Here is a 23,104-nt window from a genome sequence, read left to right on the forward strand (position 1 = left end):
GGCAAGACTTTAGTGAGCGGTAGTGTTGACAAGACTATCAAACTCTGGAATGTAGAAACAGGCAAAGAAATCCGCACCCTCAAGGGGCATGATGATCTTGTCACAAGCGTTAATTTTAGTCCCGACGGCAAGACTTTGGTGAGCGGTAGTTGGGACAAGACTATCAAACTCTGGAATGTAGAAACAGGCCAAGAAATCCGCACCCTCAAGGGGCATGATAGCGCTGTCAGAAGCGTTAATTTTAGTCCCGACGGCAAGACTTTGGTGAGCGGTAGTGATGACAACACCATCAAACTCTGGAATGGAAACAATGGCTGGGGTTTAGATGCTTTAATGGAGCGTAGTTGCGATTGGGTGCGGGTTTATTTGCACAATCCTAATTCTGGTGTCAGGGAGGAGGATAGGGGTTTGTGTGATGGGATTTGATCCCCCCCTGCCCCCCTTAAAAAGGGGGGAGAATTTAGTATCTGGGGAAATTTATCTAAATTTCGTTAAAATTATGATAGAAGGAATCGATCAGAAAAATGATGAATGAAAACTACCCGCTACTTTGAAGAACAAGTCTTGGTCAAAAGACCCTATCTTAAGCGAGAATGGTGTCAACAGGCTATCCAGAATCCAGTTAGACGAGAAATAGAACCAAATGGACGCATTCGTCATTGGTTATACATTCCCGAATTAGGAAAATACTTGCGAGTTGTCACTCTAGATGATGGAGAAACCATTCATAACGCCTTCCCAGATCGTAACTTTAAGGAGTAAAAAATGAAATTTAGTTATTATCCTGAAACCGATTCTCTATACATTAGCCTATCAGAAAAAACAAGCACCGATTCTCAAGAAATCGCCCCTGATATTGTTTTAGATTTTGATAGCGAAGGAAAATTAGTTGGAATTGATATTGATCAAGCTAGTCAAATTGTTGATTTAACTCGTTTAGAAACTGAATCTTTCCCCCTTAATTCTGTTATTTTAGCTCAATCAAAATAGTCTATATTAGAATCAAATACCCAAAGAGATAACCATGGCTAAAATCTCCATTTCTTTACCCGATGAACTGGTTAATTACCTAAACCAGAAAGTATAAGATAAAAGCATTTTCATCGCCTCAATTTTACAACAATGGCGACAACAACAAGAAGCAGAAGAACTCGCCCAAGCTTTTTTAGCAGTAGATGAACTAGAATTAGGATGGACTGACGAATGGCAAACAGCAGCGATTATCAACTCGGAAGCATTATGGCTGAAGTAAAACTGAGTTCTAAACATCTAAACTCCTTAAAAAAATTTATTGAAGACGCATTAACCGAAAGACTGCAAGAACTTCAAGAAGGAATTAAGCGCACCCAAGAACGAATAACTTTTTTTGAAAATAAGTAGCTGGTTATAATTAAATTAAAAATGGATTTTAGGTTCGATCCCCCCTGCCCCCCTTGATAAGGGGGGTGCCGATAGGCGGGGGGATCTGATGATTTTTAACGCCTACCTACTTAAGTATCAAATGCAGACACAAGAATTTCTCAGACGATTTGAAAACAATGAATTGCAGCATACCTTAGACTTTGATGAATGGATGGGAGAAGCTTGGATGCTAGAAGCTTTACTGCAAGACAAAGAAGAAATTGAGGAGATAGAATTTGTTGATTAATGACTATTTTCAAGAGATTAGACATCTCATTGAAGCTTGTCCAATAGTTCAATCTTATAACCTCATTACTGATAGTAGAAGTCTTTATGTAGGGTTTGCTGAAAAAGTACGGGCGAAGCATTCGGATAGAAAATCTCTGGTTTCACCGATAGGTTATTGCCCGAATGCTTCGCCCCTACAGGACGCGGGCCGATGAAGACGCAAGGTTTTGAACGACGATTCTCTCAAAATCTTGCACCTGTTTCGCGAGAAAAGCCACAAATTTGACAGAAAAGAATTTGATTCGTCGGGTTGAGAAGGATATACAGTTCGGGTTTATAATGATAAAAGTTTATGCTCAGAAAATTAATTACACTCTTTTAAAAAGTTTCTTTATTTCGACAGTAGCTGTCAGTATCTCCCGTAATTGTAGCGTTTAGAAATACCTAATCTTAACCAATTAACAAAGCGAGAAAGTATTAGCAACCCTTCTCGCTTTATTATCACTAAACCAACGCCTCCACAGCTTGCGGAACTACTGCCGTCTCGGTCGTGGTCGTGGGATTTTCCCCTAGATAAATTCCCAAAGAACGGGCTGTTTTCACGATAAAACCCTCAGGATCCACGGGATAGGCACAGCGATGCTCTTGATGACATTGTTTGATAATTTTGATCACTGGTTTCAGGGGCAAACTACGCACTTGTCCCCCGCGCCAAATCACCACGCGATCGAGTTTTCCCTGTTCGATTAATTCTACGGCCTTAATGCCGAAGGCCGTGGCTAACAGTCGATCCATGGCCAAAGGAGGACGACTTCTTTGCAGGTGTCCCAAAGACATGGCCCGCACATCCATGGAATTGAGATAACAGAAGACGGGATCGGTAACGCACAAAGAGCGAGTTTTGTCAAATATTAATTTTTCTAAATAATCGGCAATATACTTCTCTTTTTGGTTATTTTCGTTCTTAACACCCTCAGAAATCACAATGAGAGCGAATTTACGACCTTGAGCGCGTAATTCTGCCAAATGACGACAACAACCGTCGATAATTGCGGGAGTGAGAGCCGGGGTTAATTCGGGAATAAAAATCGCATCGGCCCCCCCGGCAATTCCGGCATGAAGGGCTAGATGACCGGCATCTCTACCCATCACCTGCACAATCATCACCCTTTCGTGACTAGCGGCGGTAAAGGTGAGATCATACAAAGCTTGAGTGACGATATCGACGGCAGTGGTAAAACCGACTGCCCATTCCGTATAGGGAACGTCATTATCGATGGTTTTGGGAACCGCGATAATATTCCAGTTGCCTTTCTGGGCGAGATCGTAGATGATATCGATGCTCCCATCGCCTCCAACGACGATCAGGGCATCTAATCCCAGCATTTCGTATCCTTGAAGGATTTTCGTGGCAATTTCTGGGTTTTCGGGATGTCCTTTGCTCAAAGAACCCAAAACACTACCACTAAGAAACTGCAAAACGTCTAATCCTTTCAAGACCCCGGGTAGGTTATAGCCATGCTGAGTCAGGATTAAATCTTCGGGGTGATATTTTCCCTCGGCAATCTGCATAAAACCGTCGGTCCCGTAGGGAATGCCGTACACATCCCAACCCTTGAGTTTTGATGATTTCACCACGGCACGAATTACCGCATTTAACCCCGGGCAATCGCCACCACTGGTCAGAATGCCGATTTTTTTCTTTTGATTCTCGTTCATAGTTATATCCTCCAGGATTTTTTTTTCTTTGTCGGGAGTCGGGTGGGTGTTAGGGTTTTAGGGTTTTGGGGTTTTGGGGTTTTGGGGTTTTAGGGTTTTAGTTGAAATTCCCCATTCCCCCATTTCCCCATTTCCCCATTTCCCCATTCCCCCATTCCCCCATTCCCACTTCCCACTTTTATTTACTGGTGGTTTGAAAACGTTTCCAAACAGGTTCGTAACTTTGCAGAGCTTTCATATACTGTACCCGTTCAAAAGCGGTCGGATCTGGGCAGTTCATTTGACTCATACTGCCAATTAACTGCTCGATCGATTCGTATTCATTTTCTTCCAACCAATGCAATAAACCCTGTTCGATCTTGGTAATTTCCTCCAAACCGTGGCGTAATAAAACACTAACTAACATGGTCACTTTTGCCCCCACCATCATCATTTTGATCACGTCGATGGCGTTATGAATACCACTGGTAGCGGCAAAATCCGTCGCTACACGACCGTAAAGCATGGCAATCCAGCGCAGGGGTAAACGCATTGCTTGGGGATTACTGAGGATAATATTAGGGTGAACATCTAAGGTGTCTAAGTCGATATCCGGCTGATAGAAACGGTTAAATAATACCAACCCATCGGCCCCCGCTTCCGCTAATTGTTTAGCCATATTGGCCGTATTGCTAAAGTAGGGACTTAACTTCATCGAGACGGGAATCGATACCTCCGATTTGACAATTTTGAGGATATCAATATAGTTTTGTTCGACGTGATTTCCGGTTAATTCCAGGTCGTTGGGAACATAATAAACATTCAACTCCAAAGCATCAGCGCCCGCTTGTTGAATTTGAATGGCATACTCCAACCATCCCCCAGAGGTCTCACCGTTGAGACTGGCAATAATGGGAATATCGACCATTTCTTTGGCTTTGCGAATATGGTTGAGATATTCGTCGGAACCAACGTGAAAAACCTCCGGTTCGGGAAAATAAGTCAAAGCTTCCGCAAAACTCTCGGCTCCGTGGGTAAAATGATGGTGTAGAGCCAGTCTTTCGTGTTTAATCTGCTCCTCGAAAAAGGAGTGTAAAACCACGGCAGCGGCTCCGAAGTCTTCCATTCTCTTGATATTGTCGATATCCTCGCTCAAGGGTGCGGCCGCACCGATAACTAGCGGCGATCGCAATTGTAAACCCATGTAAGTAGTGTGTAGATTCATAACTATTCGTTGCTCCCTGTACCTTTTGCTGCTAAATACTGATACATTTGCCAGCGCGTATCCACATCTGCTTGTGCTTCTTTGAGCAGACGTTTAGCTTCCTCCGGCTTACTGGTGGCCAACATCTTAAAGCGATTCTCCGAGTAGAGAGTTTGCGCTACGGTAAGCTTAGGCGCACGGCTGTCCAATTGTAGGGGATTTTTGCCTTCTTTAGCTAAATCGGGATGATAACGGTACATTAACCAGCGACCGCTTTCCACCACTTCTTTTTGATGGTTCATGGCGGTGGTCATGTTGATCCCGTGAGCAATACAGTGAGAATAGGCGATAATTAACGATGGCCCGTTATAAGCTTCCGCTTCTAGGAAAGCTTTGATAGTTTGCTCGTTTCTTGCCCCCATAGCCACGCTGGCCACATAGACGTTACCGTAGGTCATGGCCATTAAACCGAGGTCTTTTTTCGGCCCTGGTTTGCCACCAGAAGCAAATTTAGCTACGGCGGCGCGAGGAGTAGCTTTCGAGGCCTGGCCGCCCGTATTCGAGTAAACTTCCGTATCCATGACCAAAATATTCACATTGCGACCACTAGCTAAAACGTGATCTAAGCCACCATAACCGATGTCGTAGGCCCAACCGTCACCCCCGACAATCCAGACGCTTTTCTTGACCAGATAATCGGCCACGGATAACAACATTTTCACCTGCGTGGTCGGGGTTAATTGCCCTAAACGGGATTTTAGGGCCTCTACCCGATGCCGTTGTTCGTAAATTTCCGCTTCATCGACTTGGTGACAATTGAGAATATCTGCCGCTAGACTTTCTCCGATTTCACTAGCGAGGGTTCCTAACAGTTCGGCGGCAAATTCTGCCTGTTTATCGATGGAAACTCGGAATCCTAAGCCAAATTCGGCATTATCTTCAAAGAGGGAATTCGACCAGGCCGGACCGCGACCTTCGGCGTTAACTGCCCAGGGCGTTGTCGGTAAATTACCTCCGTAGATAGATGAACAACCGGTGGCATTAGCCACTATCATGCGATCGCCAAATAGCTGACTGACCAATTTAACGTAGGGAGTCTCACCACAACCGGCACAAGCGCCGGAAAACTCAAAGAGAGGTTCCTGCATTTGCTGATGGTTAATTTTATTGAGATTTAGGCTTAATCGGTCTGGATTAGGTAAATTAAGGAAGAAATCCCAGTTAACTCGTTCCTGTTCCCGCAGGGGCAATTGGGGAGCCATATTAATCGCTCTTAGACGTGGTTGCGATTTGTTTTTAGCGGGGCAAACATCAACACAGAGACCGCAACCGGTACAATCTTCGGCGGCCACTTGGATGGTGAATTTTAGCCCTTTCCAGTCGTGATCCTTGGCATTTGCGACTTTAAAGGTTTCCGGGGCCGTGGCTAATTCGGCCTCATCATAAACTTTCGAGCGAATAACGGCGTGGGGACAAACGAGAACGCATTTACCGCACTGAACACAGACATCCGCATCCCAAACGGGGATTTCTTGGGCAATATTGCGTTTTTCCCATTGGCTAGTGGCGGTGGGGTAAGTACCATCGTTGGGAAGGGAGCTAACGGGCAATTCATCCCCGTGACGGGCGATAATTTTGCCGAGGACTTCTCGGACGAAAGCGGGTGCGTTGTCGGGAATCGGTGGTCTTAATTCAAAAGCTTCGGGGGTGACAGTGGCGGGAATTGGCACTTGATAGAGGTGTTCTAGGGCAGAATCCACAGCTTTGATGTTCATCTGCACGATTTCTTCGCCTTTCTTGCCGTAGGTCTTGCGGATGGCTTTTTTGATTTGTGCGATCGCATCTTCCCGAGACAAAACCCCCGCTAGGGCAAAGAAACACACCTGCATCACGGTATTAATCCGACTGCCCATCCCCGCTTCTTTGGCTACTTGAGTCGCATTAATCGTATAAACTTGCAGATTTTTATCGATGATAGTTTGCTGGAGATGGCGAGGTAAGTGACTAAATACCTCCTCCGGTGGATAGGGACTATTCAGCAGAAAAATTGAGTTCGATTTAGCGGTTTCTAGCAGATCAAATTGTTCGACAAATTCCCACTGATGACAGGCGATAAAGTTAGCATCGGTGATTAAATAGGTAGAGCGAATCGGATGGGGGCCAAAGCGTAGGTGAGAAACGGTGACGGAGCCAGATTTTTTGGAATCATAGACGAAATAACCCTGGGCATAATTATCAGTATCTTCACCGATGATTTTAATTGAATTTTTGTTAGCTCCCACCGTACCATCGGAACCTAAACCGTAGAAAACCGCCCGCACTACTTCGTCTGGTTCAGTGGAAAAACTGCGGTCATATTCCAGACTGGAAAAGGTGAGATCGTCAACGATACCAATAGTGAAGTGATTTTTCGGTTTGTCGAGACTTAAGTTATCAAATATACCAGCAACCATGGCTGGAGTAAATTCTTTGGAAGATAAACCGTAGCGTCCTCCCACAATTTTCGGCAGCTTGCCTTCGTACTCTTCCATAAAGGCATTTACCACGTCTAAATATAGCGGATCACCCCCGGCACCGGGTTCTTTACAGCGATCTAAAACGGCTATTTTTTTCACCGTGGTGGGCAAAGCTGCCAGTAATTTGTCGGCGGCAAAGGGACGATAAAGACGAACTTTTAAGACCCCAACTTTAGCCCCATTTTGATTGAGATAATCCACGGTTTCATGGACGGTTTCCCCTCCCGATCCCATTAAAATAATCACTCTTTCGGCATCGGGCGCACCGTGGTATTCATAGAGATGGTATTGCCTTCCTGTTAATTGGGCAAAACGATCCATAATTTTTTGGGCGATATCGGGACAAGCATGATAGAAAGGATTGACGCTTTCCCTTGCTTGGAAATAAACATCGGGATTTTGTGCCGTGCCTCGTAACACTGGTCGATCGGGAGTTAAAGCTCTTTGACGATGGGCAATAATTAGGTCTTCATCGATCAGTTCTTTGAGAGTTTCATCGCTAATTAATTCGACTTTTTGCACCTCATGACTGGTACGAAACCCATCAAAAAAGTGCAGAAAAGGAATCCTGGTTTCTAGGGTGGTAGCCGTGGCAATAGCCGCCAGATCTTGAGCTTCTTGAACGGAATTAGCCGCTAACATAGCCCAACCCGTACTTCTGGCAGACATGACATCACTATGATCTCCAAAAATTGACAACCCTTGGGCTGCTAAAGCACGGGCCGCCACATGGACTACTGAAGAGGTTAATTCTCCCGCAATTTTGTAGAAGTTGGGGAGCATTAATAATAATCCCTGGGAGGAAGTGAAAGTAGTAGTTAAAGAGCCTGTTTGTAGCGCTCCGTGCAGGGTTCCCGCTGCCCCACCTTCGCTCTGCATTTCGATTACGGAAGGAATGGTTCCCCAGAGATTAGCTCTGCGTTCGGCTGCCCAACTATCGGACCATTCACCCATAGGCGAGGAGGGAGTGATAGGATAAATAGCGATTACTTCACTGAGACGATAGGCAACGCGTGCAACAGCTTCGTTACCGTCTATGGTTGCATAGGTTTTTGTGGTCATGTGTTCCCCTTAGTTTTTACGATATTTGTCGGGATTTTAAGTTTTTTTACGGCTCAATTTCGCACTAAATATCCCCTCGTTTCCCTGACAACCGAAGGATTTTCTTGAGCGTCGCTTTTGACTCCCTATCTACTATTGGACGCTTACGGCAGACAGGCTTAAGTAGAGCGATTTTTCTGTCTCCACCTCGATCATTATCCAGATTCTTGGCTTTCTAGCAATTCGTTATTTTTTCTTAATACGCTGCTGAGTTTGCCAGCAATTGTCACCTGGATTAATTAATATTGAGAATTGATAAGTAATCGTGCAGAATTAATTTCCTAAATTTTTGATTTTTGCCAGCGATCTCAATAACCAGTTGATTTAGTCGGCCGATGAAGTTAAGATGTACTAGGTTGAACACAAATGAACTAAAGTACAAATTATCTTAACCTAAGGATGGGAAAATAGATCATGACTAACCTCGAATCCCTTACTCAAGCGCAACAGGAGTTGTACGACTGGCTAATTGAGTATATTCGTACTACGCAACACGCCCCTTCCATCCGGCAAATGATGCGAGCGATGAATTTACGCTCTCCCGCACCGATTCAAAGCCGTTTAGAACGTTTACGCACCAAAGGCTATATTGATTGGACAGAAGGAAAAGCACGCACCCTGCGGATTCTCAAACAACCAGTGCAGGGTTTACCGATTCTCGGCGTGATCGCTGCTGGTGGTTTAGTGGAACCCTTCACCGATGAGGAAGAAAAACTCGATCTTTCTAACCTGTTGCAACGCAGTCAAGACTGTTATGCTCTGCGCGTTTCCGGAGACAGTATGATCGAGGATCATATTGCCGATGGGGATCTGGTGATTATGCGTTCTCTGACGGGTAGTGAAGCGGTGTCCAATGGGGAAATCGTCGCCGCTAGAGTCGAAGGCCACGGCACTACTTTAAAACGTTTCTACCAAGAAGGAGAAATCATCACTCTCCAACCCTCCAATCAAAAATACCAACCAATTACAGCCAATACCGAACAAGTACAAGTACAAGGGGTTTTGGTTGGTGTTTGGCGCGGTTATTAGCCAAAACTGGGGCGCACTTAAGCGCCCCGATAATTTTTCCTCTCCTTGGCTCCCAGAAAAGAACCGGTTTGGCAGACTAGGATAAGCTGTTGACTATCCAAATTACTCGTTAAGATTGCCGGGGAGCGGGGAGCGCCAGAGCTGCGGAGCAGGGAGAAGGAGTTTGAGCATTTGTACTAAAATTTTCAATAGGCAGTTTAAATTCAATACAGCTTACCAGCACTTTTTGAGAATTTACTCAGACAGTACCTGATGAGCCTTTCTTTGTCAACTCTTGAGGTTGATGCGTTTCATTTTTGAATTGGCGCTAAATCAGCATCATGTCTCTCTTGTAAAATTTTGTAATGTTTGCGGAAAGCCCAAGAGTGAATTGTAGAAATAAGGGTAAGATAACAAAAGATTAGGAGTGCTAAATATTAAAATATTTAGGATACCTAAATTACGTTAACTTACATTTGTTCTTTACACACAAGAGTAATTTGATGAACCAGAATGTATTGCCTCTAGGTATAGTCTTTTCATTGCTATTAACGCTCCCGACACCAGAAATAGCTCAAGCAGTGTCGATAGAAATGTTTCCATCAAAACAGGCTGTAGCAGTAGGAGAAGCATTTCAGGTAGATATCGTTATTAATGGACTAGGAAAGATGACTGCGCCTTCTTTGTCTGCCTTTGACCTCGATTTAGGTTTTAATAATAGTGTGCTGAAATTCGACAGTGCTATCTTTGGGGGTTTTGTCGATTTGTCTGGCACGGGAACGAAGGGGTTTAACAATAGTCAACAGGGAATTGTGAACTTCTTTGAGATTTCTTTAGATTCTCCTGAAACCCTTAATGCTTCGCAACCCAGTAATTTTAAGCTAGCAACATTAAACTTCATGGGACTTTCTCCCGGCAGTAGTGTCCTTTCGCTCTCTGTCAATGATTTGACAGATGAAAACACGAATCCTCTTACTTTAAATACGTTGCCTACTGATAAATCCGTTCAAGTTATTCGTGTACCTGAATCAAGCTTTGGTTTGTTAAGTTATTTGACTACCCTTGGATTGGGTTTGGTACTGACAGGCAAAAAGTTAAAAGTCACGCTCCCATTAGTGGCAGACAAAGAAAGATAACACAGCGATTCAAGACTGTTGAGAAAATCCCAGGAGATATTTTGATTATGGAAAATTCTGCCGCATCTTTACCTGTTTCCGGTTTAAACTCATCTAATGTAAATCCCATGCTGTCAGGGCTTGATCTGGGTTATTTATCAGGGACGAACACCTCCCTAAACTCAGGATTACAGCAGATGATGTCCACAAGTGTCCCTATTAGCGATCTAAACCTTCATGGATATACTCAACCTCAAAAGACTGAGATAATCCCAATTACTAATAAAGATTCTCTTACGGGACTAATCCCCCAAGATTCTCCAATGCAAGTTAGCTACTTAGGAGATCAGTTATTAAAAGGAGATGCTGATGGCGATGGGGATTTAGAGCAAGACGATTACAATGCCATTGTTAATGCCCGCAATACTAAAGCTTCAGGAGCCAACGATCTGCGTGATCTTGATGGTAACGGACGTATTACTGTAGCGGATGCCAGAATATTAGGTTTACAACTACGCAATAACACGGATCATAGCGGGCCAATTGTTACCAATGCGCTCTTGCGTGATACAGCCCACGATCTGGGAACAACAAGCGATAATATTACCGCCGATCCTTCTGTCACAGGAACAGTAAGTGACGCTAGTGGAGTAACGAGGGTCTTAGCTACCTTTGATGATATTCACTTTACTAATGTTACCAATTGGATCAATGCTGATGGCAGTTTCACATTTCAGCGTTATCAGCTAGAGCAAATCAATGGTGCTCCCTTAGGAGAAGGTAATCACACATTTCATCTTCTTGCTAAAGACAAATGGGGAAACACAACTGATTTCGATATCAACTACACCCTCAACCGAGTCATTTATGCAGCAGTGGATATGATGGACGAAGATTTGGTCTTGATTAACACTGAGACGGATCAAATACTTCAATTTCCTCTAGCAAGTTTAGGTACAGGAGCAAATGCTTATCCTGGGGGTAATCCACAGCACGCTTGGATCACGCCTGATGAAAAGACGATCTATCTGACAAGTGACAACTCAGCCACTACCCCAAGCGCAATTACAGTGATCAGTATTGGTGATCATATAGATTGGTCAGGAGGCCCATCAGATATAAGCATTTCTAAGGTTTTAATTCTCGATCCGCCTGGAAATCCATCCAACTATCCCACTGTCAGTCAAGTTGATCCGAGCCAACGAATTGCTAGTTGGACTCAACCGCCATTGACTCAAATACATGGCCCCACTTTTCTGCCGGAGTCTCCCTATACTTATATGACTGTTTGGACGGATAATCGTTTTCCCGTCATTGATACGAGAACAAATGAGTTTGTCAGCATCTCACCCTTGACTTTTGGAAGTAACAGTAATCAAACTCACACCGTTACATTTAACGATGCTGGAACTCTCGGATTAGGAACTGGTTATTACTACGATCACAATGAGATTGATTTGTATTCACCTAATCGTGAAACAGGACAACTTACTCATATCAGTTCTGTCAAATTAGAGCAAGGGAATAACTATGCTGCTTTCACCCATCACATGATTTGGCGAGATAACCGCTATATTCTCACAGGTTCGTTGCAGTTTGGACCGACATCCTTGACTCCCGAAGGCAAGAATATCATTGGGCCGAGTATTTGGTTAATTGATACCCTCAATCCTAGCGCCCCAACTGCTAGTCTGATTATTCCTCATGTCAATGATCCTAATCAGCCTGGTATCTACCGTTCTGCCTCAGATATGGCGATTGTTGGAAATAAGCTGTATGTAGGTGAAGAAGACTCTTTAGGAGACACTTTTGGACGAGATGGCTTTGTTTCTGTATTTGATATCACTGATATCAATAACCCTGTTTTTCTCAAACGGTTCAAACCAGGTGAAGATTTACCCTCAGATTTTGCTGTTGCTCACGGTATCGCTGCTACACCCGACGGGACATCCGTTTATGTGACTAGCTATGCTTCTAACTACATCATCAAAATTGATCCAAAAACAGACCAAGTAGTGAAAATTTATGGGGCAGCCGATGGACTGATGATGCCTCATGGAGAGTTAATTGCAGGGAATTATCGATAAGTTTCTAAGAAATCTCCGGTCCTGTGTTCTGAGTGAGGAGTTAAAGCCAATAACACAACGGAGATTTCTGAGTTTCTTGACAATTTTACATTAAGGAGTTAACCATGAATCCTCTAACAAATCAGAAGCCTCTCTCCCATTCTCGTAGCCTACTACAAAAGATGAATAAGAATTGGGCATTAAGAGCCCAAGTCAAAAAAGAAGAGTCAAATTTAGAATCCTTATTAGACCCCACCTTACCTGACTTTCGAGTTGATTTGTTGCCATTTCACAAGCACTCTCGTTTTTTGACGGTTGCTCCTAGTATTCAACAAAAAATTCTTTCTTGTGGCTGGTTAATCTATAATCTCAAGACAGTTGATATTGAACTTAAAGTCATCAATCCTGTTTGTGAAGATATTCTCTATCAAAAACTTCCGGGAGTCGAAGATGAAAATATTCAGGAAATTGTCGCTGATACTTTGATAGACGAATCATTTCATGTTAAGTTGGTCAAAAGAGCCTGTAGCATTACAAAGCAACAACGAGGATTAGAATTCCAGAATCTACCAGCTTTTAATCTGATTAGCAGTATGCAGCGTGAACAAGATTCCTATTCGGAAAATTGGCAAAAAACTATCATTAGGTTAGTCACAGCAATTGTTTCGGAGGTCTTTATTAGTGATTATCTCAATTTACTCTCAGATGATCGAAAAATTCAACCCTTTAACCGCATGGTTGTTTATACTCATCGCTGTGATGAACAAGCTCATGGGTGTATTTTTAAAAACTTGACCAAGTGTATATATAACCAACTAAACCCACAAGAGAAGGAATTTTTCATTGAGAAGTTGCCATTACCTGTACGTTGGTTTGCCAATATGGAGTTTCCACTTTGGAACTCGCTGTTAGAGCAAATTGGATTTGATCATACTCAGGAAATGTTAAATGACTGCGCGGCTGATAATGAAGTTAACTTGATGCGGCTCGATTATAGCGGAATCATAACCCTCGCCCAAGAGCTTGGTATTTTCGATTCTCAGCATGGTATTGATAGTTTTGTTCGACAGGGACTTTTTAACTCCTGATATTTGTTTTCTCTCAAAAAAGGTCAATTCATTCATTCGGTAAACAGTATGAAGAAACAAGCGATCACTATTAGACATGTCCCCTTTGAGGATTTGGGAAATTTAGGTCATATTCTTGAGCAAAATAACTACGCTGTTAATTATGTCGAGGCAGCTTCTGGTTTAGTCTCTCAAATTGATCCTCTCAATCCCGAACTAATCGTTATTTTAGGAGGTCCGATTGGTGCCTACGATGATGTTGATTACCCTTTTCTTCAGGATGAGCTTACTCTCCTCGAACGACGTTTAAAGGCTGATCGTCCCACATTAGGCATTTGTTTAGGAGCCCAACTTATGGCACGAGCACTTGGAGCTAAGGTCTATCCGGGACAGGAAAAAGAAATTGGTTGGTTTCCCATTCAATTAAGTGAACAAGGAGAAAAGTCTTCTTTAAGTTATATAGCCTCAACTCCTGTACTGCATTGGCATGGAGATACTTTCGATCTTCCTAATGGTGCTATTCATCTTGCTTCTAGTTCCAAATATAAAAACCAAGCGTTTGCGTGGGGAGAATGCGGTTTAGCATTACAGTTTCACCCTGAAGTAACGGCTCAAGGATTGGAGCATTGGTTGATTGGTCATGCCTGTGAGATTAGTACAACCCCTAATCTTGGGGTTAGTCAATTGCGTAAAGATACGGATTGCTACGCTCAAACATTAGAAGCCCACGCTGCTCTATTCTGGCAAGCTTGGCTAAAACGGCTAGAACAGAGGCTAGGCTAATTCTGTGAGAGAAAGGCTTGCCAAGCTTGGTTCGCTGCTTCTGGTTCTGCTGCAATATGTTCTGGGCAGTCAAGCCGGAGGTGGCGATCACCAAAGGGCGCATTGACCAATTGACAATGATGAGGAAGCTCCGAGTTTGGGTAAACATTGGGGCGGAAAAACTTACAGTTAACACACATCCGAGACACAGGTATCTGCCCTTTCTCTTGCAAACTTCGCACCATTTTTATCAGACAACGAAAGAAGATCATTTGTTCTGACTCGGATAGTTCATCTACTGCTGCTAGCAAAAAATCCGGCCAACTGGCTACACTTTCCGCTTCAATCCGTCCAGCCTTAGTAAGAGCAATGGAAATTGCGCGACCATCTTCAGTATCTTTCCCTTTCTTGACGAGTCCTTTTTCTACCAAGGTAACAACAGCATCGCTAGCCGTCGCTGGTTTTACCGCTAACCCCTCTGCAATTTCTGTCAATCTCAAGGAAGAATGTCGAGAGTGCAAAAGAGTTAAGATTTGTCCTTGAGTGGGTGTAAGACCCTTTGGACTGGCATCCTGCCAAGCATGGCTTTTGAGTGCGAGACCAATCTTAAGAAGACCAGTAACCACTTTTTGCTCAACTGGGTCTTTAGCCGTATCGAAGGGATTGGTGATGGGACTGTCCTCTTGAATTTACTTACGCCTGGTTTCTGGATTATAAACAAATTATCCAACACAGTCAAGTCTTGAGTAGATTGATAAATATTTTTTTTACCACTTGACAATACACAGAGACAAGGTTTATTATTTAGGAGTCCTAAATAAAAACAAGACACCCTGCTCTTGTTACACATATCTTGTTTACTGGAGAATTATTATGACTCAAAAAGCAGTTTTTTATCATGCAGGATGCCCCGTTTGTGTCGCCGCCGAAAAACAGTTTGTTACGGCACTCAATCCCTCTGAATATGAAGTTGAAGTAGTTCATCTAGGGTATGACAAATCTCGTCTGGCAGAAGCGGAGGATCTAGGGGTTAAATCAGTCCCTGCTTTAGTGATTGCTAAAACTCCCTTCCATATTAATTTTGGGGCTTCTCTTGATGCTCTGAAATAACCTTTAAATCAAAATAAAAGAGTATCCTGTTTTGGGGTTGTGTCACCTATAATATTATGATTATATAATTAAGGAGATGCCAATCCCAAAAGGAACTCATTAGAACTCTTGCAAATTATAGCGGTTCTCGTACCTGTACGGCACAGTTAGATCTTTGCTGATTAAGCTTTTTAAACTCGAAAATGTACCTTTTATTAATGGGAAACACTATAATTATATGTTATAATAATCGGTTAACTAATTTTACCCCAAAAATTAGTTAATTCGTACGTTAGTTCTGGATGAAAACTTGAAGTTTTACTTCTAACTCAAAACTCTTTAGAGCTGCTTTAATTTGGTTATAAAAACCTCTTTATTTGAGCTGCAGAAACTATCTCAATTTTTATATAGCAGTTTTCATCAGAATGAGGTATGGGCAAGGGGCTTAAACCCTTTGTTGGCAAAACTTGTTGATACCTCAGTAACGTGAAAAGCGCTATAATTGAGAGTAAATTCTCCTTGACTTGATTAATGTTTGGCAACTTTTAAGAAGTAGCTATACCTAACTCACAGTTATAAATAGCCGCCAACAAGTTAACTCTTAAACTATATCTTCGACGACGATTCCGACTACTTAACCTCTTTTACCTGAAAAAAAAATCTTTCTGTTTCTTTTGGGTGCGTTCCAGGGGAGTTTCCGTCACATCCATTACCGTTACGACCGGTATCTCTGCTTGATTTAGTCAAGCTTTTTTTCCTTTTAAACGGAAGTTTCCCGATGGTAAAAGCATTTTTTTCGTCTTATTTACAATTAGAGTCGGCTTCAACACTTTTTACTGATTCTACCATCTTTCTATAGGTTTGTTTATACACACCGAAACGGCGTTTGAAATGTTCATCTGATAAGTTTTGATAATCCATAATTTTGCTAATCAATATAGCAGAAGTATGGATGATTTCCCGAGCTAAGATCACATTTTATTCTTTTTTCCACTTCCATCTAAAAATCGAGAAAAAAGCAAGAAGCTCAATTATACCATAAAAAAATTATGAAAAAGGTCTAATATAAGGGTTTTAGCCTATCCCGAACTCAGGTGTTTTAACTTTTATGCCCAAAAAACAGAAATATCCCCATCTCTTGGGGTCAAAATGGACGGCAAAACAAAAAACATGGGGCTGGCGACATTTTCAAGTGGTCAATCGTCAAAATCGCGGTCAATGGGTTTTTGCCGAATTAGTCGCTTCCTGCGATCCGACTGTCCGCTTCTGGATTAATGCTAAACAGTTGCAAGACGCGAATCTCTGGCAATCCGGTTGGCAAACCCTAACGGAAATGAACCAACCGGACAGCGCCGACGAGATTATTGTTAATTAGGGTTTGCGGCAAAAAGTTTTTCCTGGGGGCAGGGTGTGGGGTGTGGGGTGTGGGGTGTGGGGTTTTACCGGTTTTGAGGTGGCCAATTACCTAATTTTCAGGGAAAAAGTACCTCAATTTTCCCCCTGATCACTCCCATGCCTGGTACTTTTTGATTGACAAAAAGTTTAAAAGTCTTACCAAACAAGGTTTTTAGATTTTTTCAGCAAACCCTATTTAAATTGCCTCTTGCCTCGTCTCAACAAGCAATTTAAATGCGCGGGCAGCTTACAGCTTATTACTGTTCCATAAAAGTCCGCACCGTACCATCAGAACCAAGAACTAGACGCAATTGAGGATTACCAGAGATATCGAGGGGAGACACGAAAGGTTGATTGAGCAGGGGCATATTAGTGCGATCGAGATAGATTTTCGCCGCCTGTCCCAGGGGAATAATCTGTTTTAGGGAACCATCCTGATTTAAGACCAAACGGTACTCTAGAGTATGCTTGAGACTTTCTGGCGGTTGCCAACGGGACTGAAAATATTCTCTGGTTTCTGCCACTTGGGGAATGGTATCTAGTAAGTTCGTCTCTGGGGCTTTAGCGGTACTTGTGGGCGGTTTGGGGTCTAAATTGACATTTTCAGGGTTAATAGGGCTTAGAGGCGGTAAATTGGGCAATTTTGGCGGTGCTGGAGTCGGATTCATCGTGGTGGGGGGAATATTTGCTAGTGCGTTTGTACCCTGAGCGCTGGTGACGGGGGGGGCAGTAATCGGGATGTTCTGATTATTCGGTTCAATTACGATCGCCGTGCCGCCGGGACGCGAACCCGTGACTGGTGGCGGCGGTACAGGGGACGGCGGAATCACTAGGGGGACGCTAGAGGGGCGAACTGGGGCTGGAACGGTTGCCACGGGCGGCGGTGGCGGTAAAGGGGTTTTATTGCCCAAATTTGCCGGTAACTGCGGGTTTGGGGCGGCTGTTCCCGTGGGGGGTAAAGGCAGCGTTGGCAAGGGTTGGGGAATCTTGGCGTTATTGGGATCGCTGGTTAAATCATTGTTGACCACTTCTTGCCGTTGATAAAATGCGATCGCTATTCCCCCGATAGTTATTAGGGCTGAGGCGATTAATCCCGTCCAGATCAGGGCATTTTTTCGAGTTTTCTGGCGAATTAATGGGGGTATTAGGGGGCTTTCATGGTTATATTCCCCTAAAGCATTGGCTAGATCGAATAATTGCGATGTGGTTAATTCAATCTCCTGTTTATCTCGATCGGTTAGCAGGGAACCTAAAAATAATTGATGCTGGAGAAGTCCCTGACAACGGAGAGAGGGTAAGGAGGGAAGATGACTTTCGGGGGAACCACTAGCCACGAAAGAGAGGCTAGAAACGGGACTAGAGAGTAAATTCTGCACATAATTAGCGACAATTTCCCCTAGGAGTTGTAATTGTGTGCGATCGCCTTTGATCGTCACCTGTTTTTCCTCACTCAATCTAGGATCATCAAAGCGCAATTGAAAGTGGGCATCGTTTAAGACATTTTTACCTAGCCAAACCGCTAGAGGCGAACTATTTCCCCAAATTTCTAGGGTACAGGTGGGGGGTGTATATTTGCGAATTAGATTACTCATTTTTGGTTATCGGTGGGAATTATGAATTATGAATTATGAATTATGAATTATGAACTGGGAAGCTTTTTTTCAGTGTTGCCAAAGGCACGGCGTAGCCGTCCAGTAAACAGTAAACAGTGAACTGAAAACTTACATCTGAAAACTTACATCTGAAAACTTACATCTGATAACTGATAACTGATAACTGATAGCCTTTTTACTTTTTACTTGCCAAAAGGGTGTGCCAAAGAAGGAGATGACTGCGGGGGCTGCTGTAGAACAATAAATCGATTAATAATTTCCAAGCTAGGGAAGCAAGGCTAGAATCACTGAGATTATTTTCCGATATTTCTGGGTATTTTAAGCGAAAATTATCGATATAATTGCCTAAAAGCGTGGTTTTGACTGGTTCTTGTCCTTGAGTTCCCACTTGTTCCAAGAGAATTACAGCGCGACGGATTAACTCTTGCTTTTTTTGGGCTAGATGACAGAGGAGGAGAACTAGAGAACGGATGTCCGCTAGGGAAAGTTTTGACTGGGGTTGCCAGTGGTGGGCAACTAGGCGATCGCTTGTATCTGCATCTAAGGCTAATTCTTGGGCTGCTTGGGTGATAGAATCGGAGTCTAAATTAGCTAGAGAGACTAAAGCTGCCAAAATCAGGTTTAAATAGCTATTAATATTCTCTAACTGCTCGTTACTGGGTGAGATAGCTAGGGGTAAATCCTCACCCGTGGAGGACTCGGCAGACTGAGGCATAGTCAAGGACATAGATAATAAGGAATTGCCAGCAGAAAAACTTGGGTTTAGGAAAAAAAATCACTGGTTCTAAAGTGTCATAATAATTTAGATTGTTCTTTTCTTGCACGTCCGCTCACCGATTGCCTCCCACCCAATGAGTTTAGAATCCGCTACCGATGAAGTCATTAAGCAAAATTTAGAACAATTTCTAATTGTTTTGTCCGTTTCCCTGAGTGTGGCCACGGTTTCGAGGATTTTTAGCTGGTTTCGCCAAATTCCTTACACCCTATTGTTAGTGATAGTCGGTTTAGGTTTAGCCTTTATCGATATCCGTCTGGTGAACCTATCCCCCGAACTGATTCTAGAAATTTTTCTGCCCCCTTTGCTATTTGAAGCCGCTTGGAATACGCGCTGGCGAGATCTGAAGGATAATTGGATTCCCGTCAGTCTTTTCGCTATTGTCGGCGTAATTATCTCGATTTTCGGGGTTGGTTTTACCCTAGATGAATTGACCAATTTACCCCTATTTACGGCATTATTAGTGGGTGCGAGCCTTTCTTCTACGGATCCCGTCGCTGTTGTCGCTCTTTTTCGCGAATTAGGGGCCAGTAAAAACCTCACCGTGCTTTTGGAAGGGGAAAGCTTATTTAATGATGGGGTTGCTGTGGTCGCTTTCGCTCTTTTGGTGGAAATTCCCCTCGGTGCTAGTGGTCTATCCTTAGAGACAACCATTAGCCGGATTGCGGCTTTTATCGGTATCGGGGTGGCAGTGGGTTGTTTAGTGGGTTTTGGTATCTCCTATCTGACTCAACGTCTGGATTTACCCCTAGTGGAACAGTCTTTAACTCTTGTGTCCGCCTACGGTGCTTATCTATTAACCGAGGAGTTCGGGGGTTCGGGGGTAATCGGAGTGGTGACTACGGGGATTATTTTAGGTAATTTTGGCTCTAGAATTAGTATGAGTCCCCGTACCCGCCTATTAGTCACGCAATTCTGGGAGTTTCTCGCTTTTTTTGTCAATTCGATCGTTTTTCTCCTCATCGGCGATCAGATCCGTCTCTCCAGTTTAGCCGATAATCTCAATTTAATTTTTATCACGATCGCCGCCGTGGTGGCGGCCCGTTTTCTGGCTACCTTTGCTTTGGCAACTGTTAGTAATGCCTTGATGGAAACTAAAATTAATTGGCGGGAAAAAACGGTTTTATGGTGGGGAGGTTTGCGCGGTTCCGTTTCTATTGCCCTAGCTTTAAGTGTGCCGGTTATTTTTCCCAATCGTCAGGATATCATCGATATCGTCTTCGGAGTTGTTCTCTTTACCCTTTTGGTTCAGGGATTAACTATTCAAACTTTCCTATCGAGATTAGACCTGATCGGTGATCAACCAATTCGAGAAAACTATGCGGAACTTTTAGCCCGACGGGTAGCTTTAAAAAGGGTTTTAGACTATCTTTCTAAGTTAGATAAATCTCCCGATGTTGCCCCAGAATTCTTTAGTTATGAGCAGCATCTCGTCAAAGAAAAATTAAAGACCGTAGAAGCGGAAATTCAATCTCTCAACGATAGTTATCCCCAATTACAGCTATTGACAATGGAACAACTTCGGGAAACCCTCCTAGATATCGAAGCTGATACCTACGCTGAATTTATTCGATCCGGCCGTTTAACTAGCAATTTATCCCCCGTCCTCCAAGAAATTCTCGCTGAAAGTAAAATTAGTGAACAGTAGGACTATGTTGGGGTATATACAATCAATCTCAATTCTCCTAACGATCGACGACTGGGTTTTATGACAAAAACCCCTCCAATTAATGAAGGGGTTTTTGTGGGGTTTTATGGGGGATTTTAGGAGACTTTTGTAGTTTCTTTTTCAGTGGATTGGGAGGGTTTTAGTTTGCGTTTGAGGGTGGAAGCTGCGCCGAGTGTGCCGAGAGCGAGGAGACTGAGGATGGAGGAGGGTTCGGGGACAGGAGTAAAAGCAACTGTGTAGTTTAGATGTGTTGCTGTCTCGAAGTTGGCAGAAAAGGGATTAGAGCTATGTCCTCTAGTCGTGATTAGGCTCAAACTATTGAACAATTCTCCTAGAGTAAGGTTGGTGTCGTTGTTAGCGTCAGCCTTAACACTACCCATTCCATTAGGAGATAAAGATCTAAGCCATTCGGGGAGAAAAATAGAGTCACCTGGGGCGGTACAGTTTTCATCGGCTGTGCCAATAACCAAACCTCTGTTGATATCGGCAGTTCCGTCAATCATCTCGCCCGCGAAGCAGCTATCAAATATCGAGAGAACGCCAACACTTTGAGGGATCATATTGATGATCATAGCGATCTCATCATCTCTTGCACCAATAGGAAAATCATCTACTAAGCCAATTACACCTTCATCTCCATTGTTGCCAGGATTATTTTCATCAATCGGGGCCGCATCTGGAATTCCAGGTGCACCGCCATGACCAGAATAGTGGAAAATAAAAATATCACCGTTCTGGAGCATATTCTTGGCATTAGTCAGTTCGTTGAGAATTTGCGCTCCGTTTAAATTAAAAGAGAGGTTAATAATATCATTAGGTTTTAGAAAATGACGAAGCGCATTACTAGAAACATTTATATCATTTTGAAATTCATCATTGCCTATGCCAAGAAACTTAACTATTGCATTGGCCGGTTGGTAGCCTAATGACAAAACAGTGAAAAATGAAGATATAGTTGCCATTCTCGCCAATTTTTTCATTATAAATTCTTCCTTTAAAGCTTTGACAAGTAAGATCGCCCCCCTCGCAGCTAGGTCAAGCAATAGCCCAACCCAAGACAGGAGGCAGATGACAAAAGGATACACACTCCCCCCCCCCACAACTGTATCAAAAGTTACAATTTAATAAATCTTTATATTCTTCTCCCTAGCTTAGGGATTCACAGGGGAAAGAGTCTCAGGTATTTTCCCCTGTTTTACTGCTTCTCAGGCGACCTATCGCCTTCCGTGAGGGATTGTGGCGCGGTGTGTCAGATTCGGTAATAGGGTTCAAAATTTCGCTAACACGGTTTGGTAAATTGACTCTAGCAACCAGAGATGATCGACGATCGCCAGATTGCAAAGGGCAGAGGTATCGCTAACCACGATCATAGCCAGCCTCGATCGCGCAGATGTTGAACATCCTGCTCAAAGTCTTCTACATCGTAGTGAACACAAATACCGCGATCTGCCAGCAGTTTTTGAAAGTCCATGACTTCCATTCCGGCAATTTTACTGGCGCGACTGAGGGAAATCCGCTCTTGCTGAAACAGCGCAATGGCAATCTCCCGGAGCCAGTCGCCTTGGTTAAAGGTTTCGGCTTGGCTGAGGTTATCCGGTAGGTTCAGGGTAATTTGCATTAAGACATCCTCACGCACTAATACTTATTATTTTCTCTAGCCTGCCATATCTCAGTTAAAGCTTTGGCTCTTCTGGTTTCTGTGTGAAAACGAGGTCTATACTGATAGAATATCCGTCAAAATAGTGCTTAAAGTCTTGCCCGATAAGCATTCCACGATTCCATAAGCAAAAATTATCAGACAAAATCGAGAAGAGCCATTAATTCTGTTGGGGTACTTAGAAAGGAATATCGTCTAAATTTTCCTCCACCGATGTGTCGCTAGGTTGCCAAGCGGAAGGATTAGAAAGTTCATAGGATGCGTCATATTCAAAATCCCCGGTGGAGACAGGTGCGACGGGTTTTTCCACCTCGGTTTTATTCGATTTGTGGGCATTGATTGGTACGACTTTTTCTGGAGTCGGGGCTGCCATTTCACCGCTACTCACGCTACCGTCAAGATGATAGAGATGACTAATGACTAATTCGGCCCGTTTTTCCTTAAAACCTTCGGGACGATCGATCATCTGCATGGAGAGACGACCTTCTAAAATTACCTGATCACCTTCATGATAGTTCTGAGCGACTTCTGAGGCTAAATTTCCCCAAGCTACGGCCCTTAAATTAGTCGGGGTTGCCTCGGCACGATTGGGAGAAAACTCGACTAACATTTGAGCGTAGGGAGTTTGATTATCTTGGGTATAACGTAATTCGGGACGACGGACAATTTTAGCCATTAAAATGCAACTGTTCATGGTCGAAAATCAGTCTGAATTTTTCTAATAGCACCATTGTACTGAA

General features: G+C 43.4%; 23 protein-coding genes and 1 pseudogene. 13 read left to right on the top strand and 11 right to left on the bottom strand.

From position 1 onward, the window contains the following. The 5 genes from IM496_RS11340 to IM496_RS11360 form a co-directional block, all read left to right on the top strand. On the top strand, nucleotides 1–426 hold a 426-nt coding region (locus IM496_RS11340), incomplete at its 5' end, for a WD40 repeat domain-containing protein (protein ID WP_502861835.1). A gap of 105 nt (nucleotides 427–531) precedes the next feature. Further along, the gene (locus IM496_RS11345; RefSeq protein WP_002742722.1) at nucleotides 532–762 is read left to right on the top strand and encodes a hypothetical protein; all 231 of its coding nucleotides are present in this window, start codon (nucleotides 532–534) and stop codon (nucleotides 760–762) included. Between the two features lie 3 nt (nucleotides 763–765). Further along, nucleotides 766–990 (top strand): DUF2283 domain-containing protein, encoded by a 225-nt coding sequence (locus IM496_RS11350; protein ID WP_002742721.1) that lies wholly within the window; start codon nucleotides 766–768, stop codon nucleotides 988–990. A gap of 213 nt (nucleotides 991–1,203) precedes the next feature. Continuing rightward, a complete protein-coding gene (locus IM496_RS11355) occupies nucleotides 1,204–1,380 on the top strand; it encodes a hypothetical protein (RefSeq protein ID WP_287661961.1) in 177 nt (58 codons plus the stop codon). Between the two features lie 88 nt (nucleotides 1,381–1,468). Then, nucleotides 1,469–1,648, top strand: coding sequence for a hypothetical protein (locus IM496_RS11360; protein WP_002758288.1), 180 nt, complete (start codon nucleotides 1,469–1,471; stop codon nucleotides 1,646–1,648). A 485-nt stretch (nucleotides 1,649–2,133) separates the two neighbouring features. Here IM496_RS11360 and IM496_RS11365 read toward each other — a convergent pair whose 3' ends face one another. The 3 genes from IM496_RS11365 to nifJ all read right to left on the bottom strand — a co-directional run bounded on the left by IM496_RS11365 (nucleotide 2,134) and on the right by nifJ (nucleotide 8,109). Next, on the bottom strand, nucleotides 2,134–3,348 hold the full coding sequence (locus IM496_RS11365; RefSeq protein WP_287661962.1) for an ATP-dependent 6-phosphofructokinase: 1,215 nt from the start codon (nucleotides 3,346–3,348) through the stop codon (nucleotides 2,134–2,136). A gap of 178 nt (nucleotides 3,349–3,526) precedes the next feature. Continuing rightward, nucleotides 3,527–4,552 carry a dihydroorotate dehydrogenase-like protein gene (locus tag IM496_RS11370; RefSeq protein WP_287661963.1) on the bottom strand — a complete coding sequence of 342 codons (1,026 nt, stop codon included), beginning with the start codon at nucleotides 4,550–4,552 and terminating at the stop codon, nucleotides 3,527–3,529. Between the two features lie 2 nt (nucleotides 4,553–4,554). Then, on the bottom strand, nucleotides 4,555–8,109 hold the full coding sequence (gene nifJ / locus IM496_RS11375) for a pyruvate:ferredoxin (flavodoxin) oxidoreductase (RefSeq protein WP_287661964.1): 3,555 nt from the start codon (nucleotides 8,107–8,109) through the stop codon (nucleotides 4,555–4,557). 453 nt (nucleotides 8,110–8,562) lie between these two features. On the opposite strand from nifJ, the gene lexA reads away from it, so the two are divergent. The 5 genes from lexA to IM496_RS11400 all read left to right on the top strand — a co-directional run bounded on the left by lexA (nucleotide 8,563) and on the right by IM496_RS11400 (nucleotide 14,187). Then, entirely contained in the window at nucleotides 8,563–9,177 is a 615-nt protein-coding gene (gene lexA / locus IM496_RS11380) for a transcriptional repressor LexA (protein WP_287661965.1), read from the top strand. A 482-nt stretch (nucleotides 9,178–9,659) separates the two neighbouring features. Next, nucleotides 9,660–10,292, top strand: a complete 633-nt coding sequence (locus IM496_RS11385; protein ID WP_194014784.1) for a cohesin domain-containing protein — start codon at nucleotides 9,660–9,662, stop codon at nucleotides 10,290–10,292. Nucleotides 10,293–10,594: 302 nt separating this feature from the next. Continuing rightward, nucleotides 10,595–12,358 (top strand): LVIVD repeat-containing protein, encoded by a 1,764-nt coding sequence (locus IM496_RS11390; protein WP_287661966.1) that lies wholly within the window; start codon nucleotides 10,595–10,597, stop codon nucleotides 12,356–12,358. 104 nt (nucleotides 12,359–12,462) lie between these two features. Then, nucleotides 12,463–13,425: a diiron oxygenase gene (locus IM496_RS11395; RefSeq protein WP_108936686.1), complete on the top strand. Its 963-nt coding sequence runs from the start codon at nucleotides 12,463–12,465 to the stop codon at nucleotides 13,423–13,425. A gap of 48 nt (nucleotides 13,426–13,473) precedes the next feature. After that, the gene (locus IM496_RS11400) at nucleotides 13,474–14,187 is read left to right on the top strand and encodes a glutamine amidotransferase (RefSeq protein WP_108936687.1); all 714 of its coding nucleotides are present in this window, start codon (nucleotides 13,474–13,476) and stop codon (nucleotides 14,185–14,187) included. Here the strand turns inward: IM496_RS11400 and IM496_RS11405 are convergent. Further along, nucleotides 14,184–14,792 carry a MarR family winged helix-turn-helix transcriptional regulator gene (locus IM496_RS11405; RefSeq protein ID WP_255420527.1) on the bottom strand — a complete coding sequence of 203 codons (609 nt, stop codon included), beginning with the start codon at nucleotides 14,790–14,792 and terminating at the stop codon, nucleotides 14,184–14,186. The two genes, IM496_RS11400 and IM496_RS11405, sit on opposite strands and share 4 nt — an antisense overlap. 247 nt (nucleotides 14,793–15,039) lie before the next feature. Between IM496_RS11405 and IM496_RS11410 the strand changes: the two genes are divergently transcribed. Then, nucleotides 15,040–15,276 (top strand): thioredoxin family protein, encoded by a 237-nt coding sequence (locus IM496_RS11410; protein ID WP_108936689.1) that lies wholly within the window; start codon nucleotides 15,040–15,042, stop codon nucleotides 15,274–15,276. Nucleotides 15,277–15,892: 616 nt separating this feature from the next. Here the strand turns inward: IM496_RS11410 and IM496_RS11415 are convergent. Continuing rightward, nucleotides 15,893–16,194 (bottom strand): annotated as a pseudogene (locus tag IM496_RS11415) (IS5/IS1182 family transposase); the annotation flags it as partial. 169 nt (nucleotides 16,195–16,363) lie between these two features. On the opposite strand from IM496_RS11415, the gene IM496_RS11420 reads away from it, so the two are divergent. Continuing rightward, nucleotides 16,364–16,630, top strand: coding sequence for a TIGR02450 family Trp-rich protein (locus IM496_RS11420; RefSeq protein WP_002737176.1), 267 nt, complete (start codon nucleotides 16,364–16,366; stop codon nucleotides 16,628–16,630). A 277-nt stretch (nucleotides 16,631–16,907) separates the two neighbouring features. Here the strand turns inward: IM496_RS11420 and IM496_RS11425 are convergent, their stop codons facing one another. Together IM496_RS11425 and IM496_RS11430 are read right to left on the bottom strand one after the other, a co-directional pair. Continuing rightward, nucleotides 16,908–18,242, bottom strand: a complete 1,335-nt coding sequence (locus IM496_RS11425; protein WP_287661967.1) for a DUF4335 domain-containing protein — start codon at nucleotides 18,240–18,242, stop codon at nucleotides 16,908–16,910. A gap of 196 nt (nucleotides 18,243–18,438) precedes the next feature. Then, on the bottom strand, nucleotides 18,439–18,978 hold the full coding sequence (locus IM496_RS11430) for a DUF3038 domain-containing protein (protein ID WP_039899825.1): 540 nt from the start codon (nucleotides 18,976–18,978) through the stop codon (nucleotides 18,439–18,441). A gap of 136 nt (nucleotides 18,979–19,114) precedes the next feature. Between IM496_RS11430 and IM496_RS11435 the strand changes: the two genes are divergently transcribed. Then, nucleotides 19,115–20,686 carry a Na+/H+ antiporter gene (locus IM496_RS11435; protein ID WP_002758276.1) on the top strand — a complete coding sequence of 524 codons (1,572 nt, stop codon included), beginning with the start codon at nucleotides 19,115–19,117 and terminating at the stop codon, nucleotides 20,684–20,686. Between the two features lie 116 nt (nucleotides 20,687–20,802). Here IM496_RS11435 and IM496_RS11440 read toward each other — a convergent pair whose 3' ends face one another. The 4 genes from IM496_RS11440 to IM496_RS11450 all read right to left on the bottom strand — a co-directional run bounded on the left by IM496_RS11440 (nucleotide 20,803) and on the right by IM496_RS11450 (nucleotide 23,058). Next, entirely contained in the window at nucleotides 20,803–21,687 is an 885-nt protein-coding gene (locus tag IM496_RS11440; protein WP_194014792.1) for a PEP-CTERM sorting domain-containing protein, read from the bottom strand. A gap of 288 nt (nucleotides 21,688–21,975) precedes the next feature. Then, nucleotides 21,976–22,077 carry a PIN domain-containing protein gene (locus IM496_RS22715; RefSeq protein WP_464472986.1) on the bottom strand — a complete coding sequence of 34 codons (102 nt, stop codon included), beginning with the start codon at nucleotides 22,075–22,077 and terminating at the stop codon, nucleotides 21,976–21,978. Then, complete coding sequence (locus tag IM496_RS11445) at nucleotides 22,074–22,325, bottom strand: UPF0175 family protein (RefSeq protein WP_002754345.1); 252 nt, start codon at nucleotides 22,323–22,325, stop codon at nucleotides 22,074–22,076. The genes IM496_RS22715 and IM496_RS11445 overlap by 4 nt, the downstream gene beginning before the upstream one ends. A gap of 217 nt (nucleotides 22,326–22,542) precedes the next feature. Further along, nucleotides 22,543–23,058, bottom strand: coding sequence for a single-stranded DNA-binding protein (locus IM496_RS11450; RefSeq protein WP_287661968.1), 516 nt, complete (start codon nucleotides 23,056–23,058; stop codon nucleotides 22,543–22,545). Nucleotides 23,059–23,104: the final 46 nt, after the last annotated feature.

The sequence above is a fragment of the Microcystis sp. M049S2 genome, from assembly GCF_020245625.1.
GTDB lineage: Bacteria > Cyanobacteriota > Cyanobacteriia > Cyanobacteriales > Microcystaceae > Microcystis > Microcystis ichthyoblabe_A.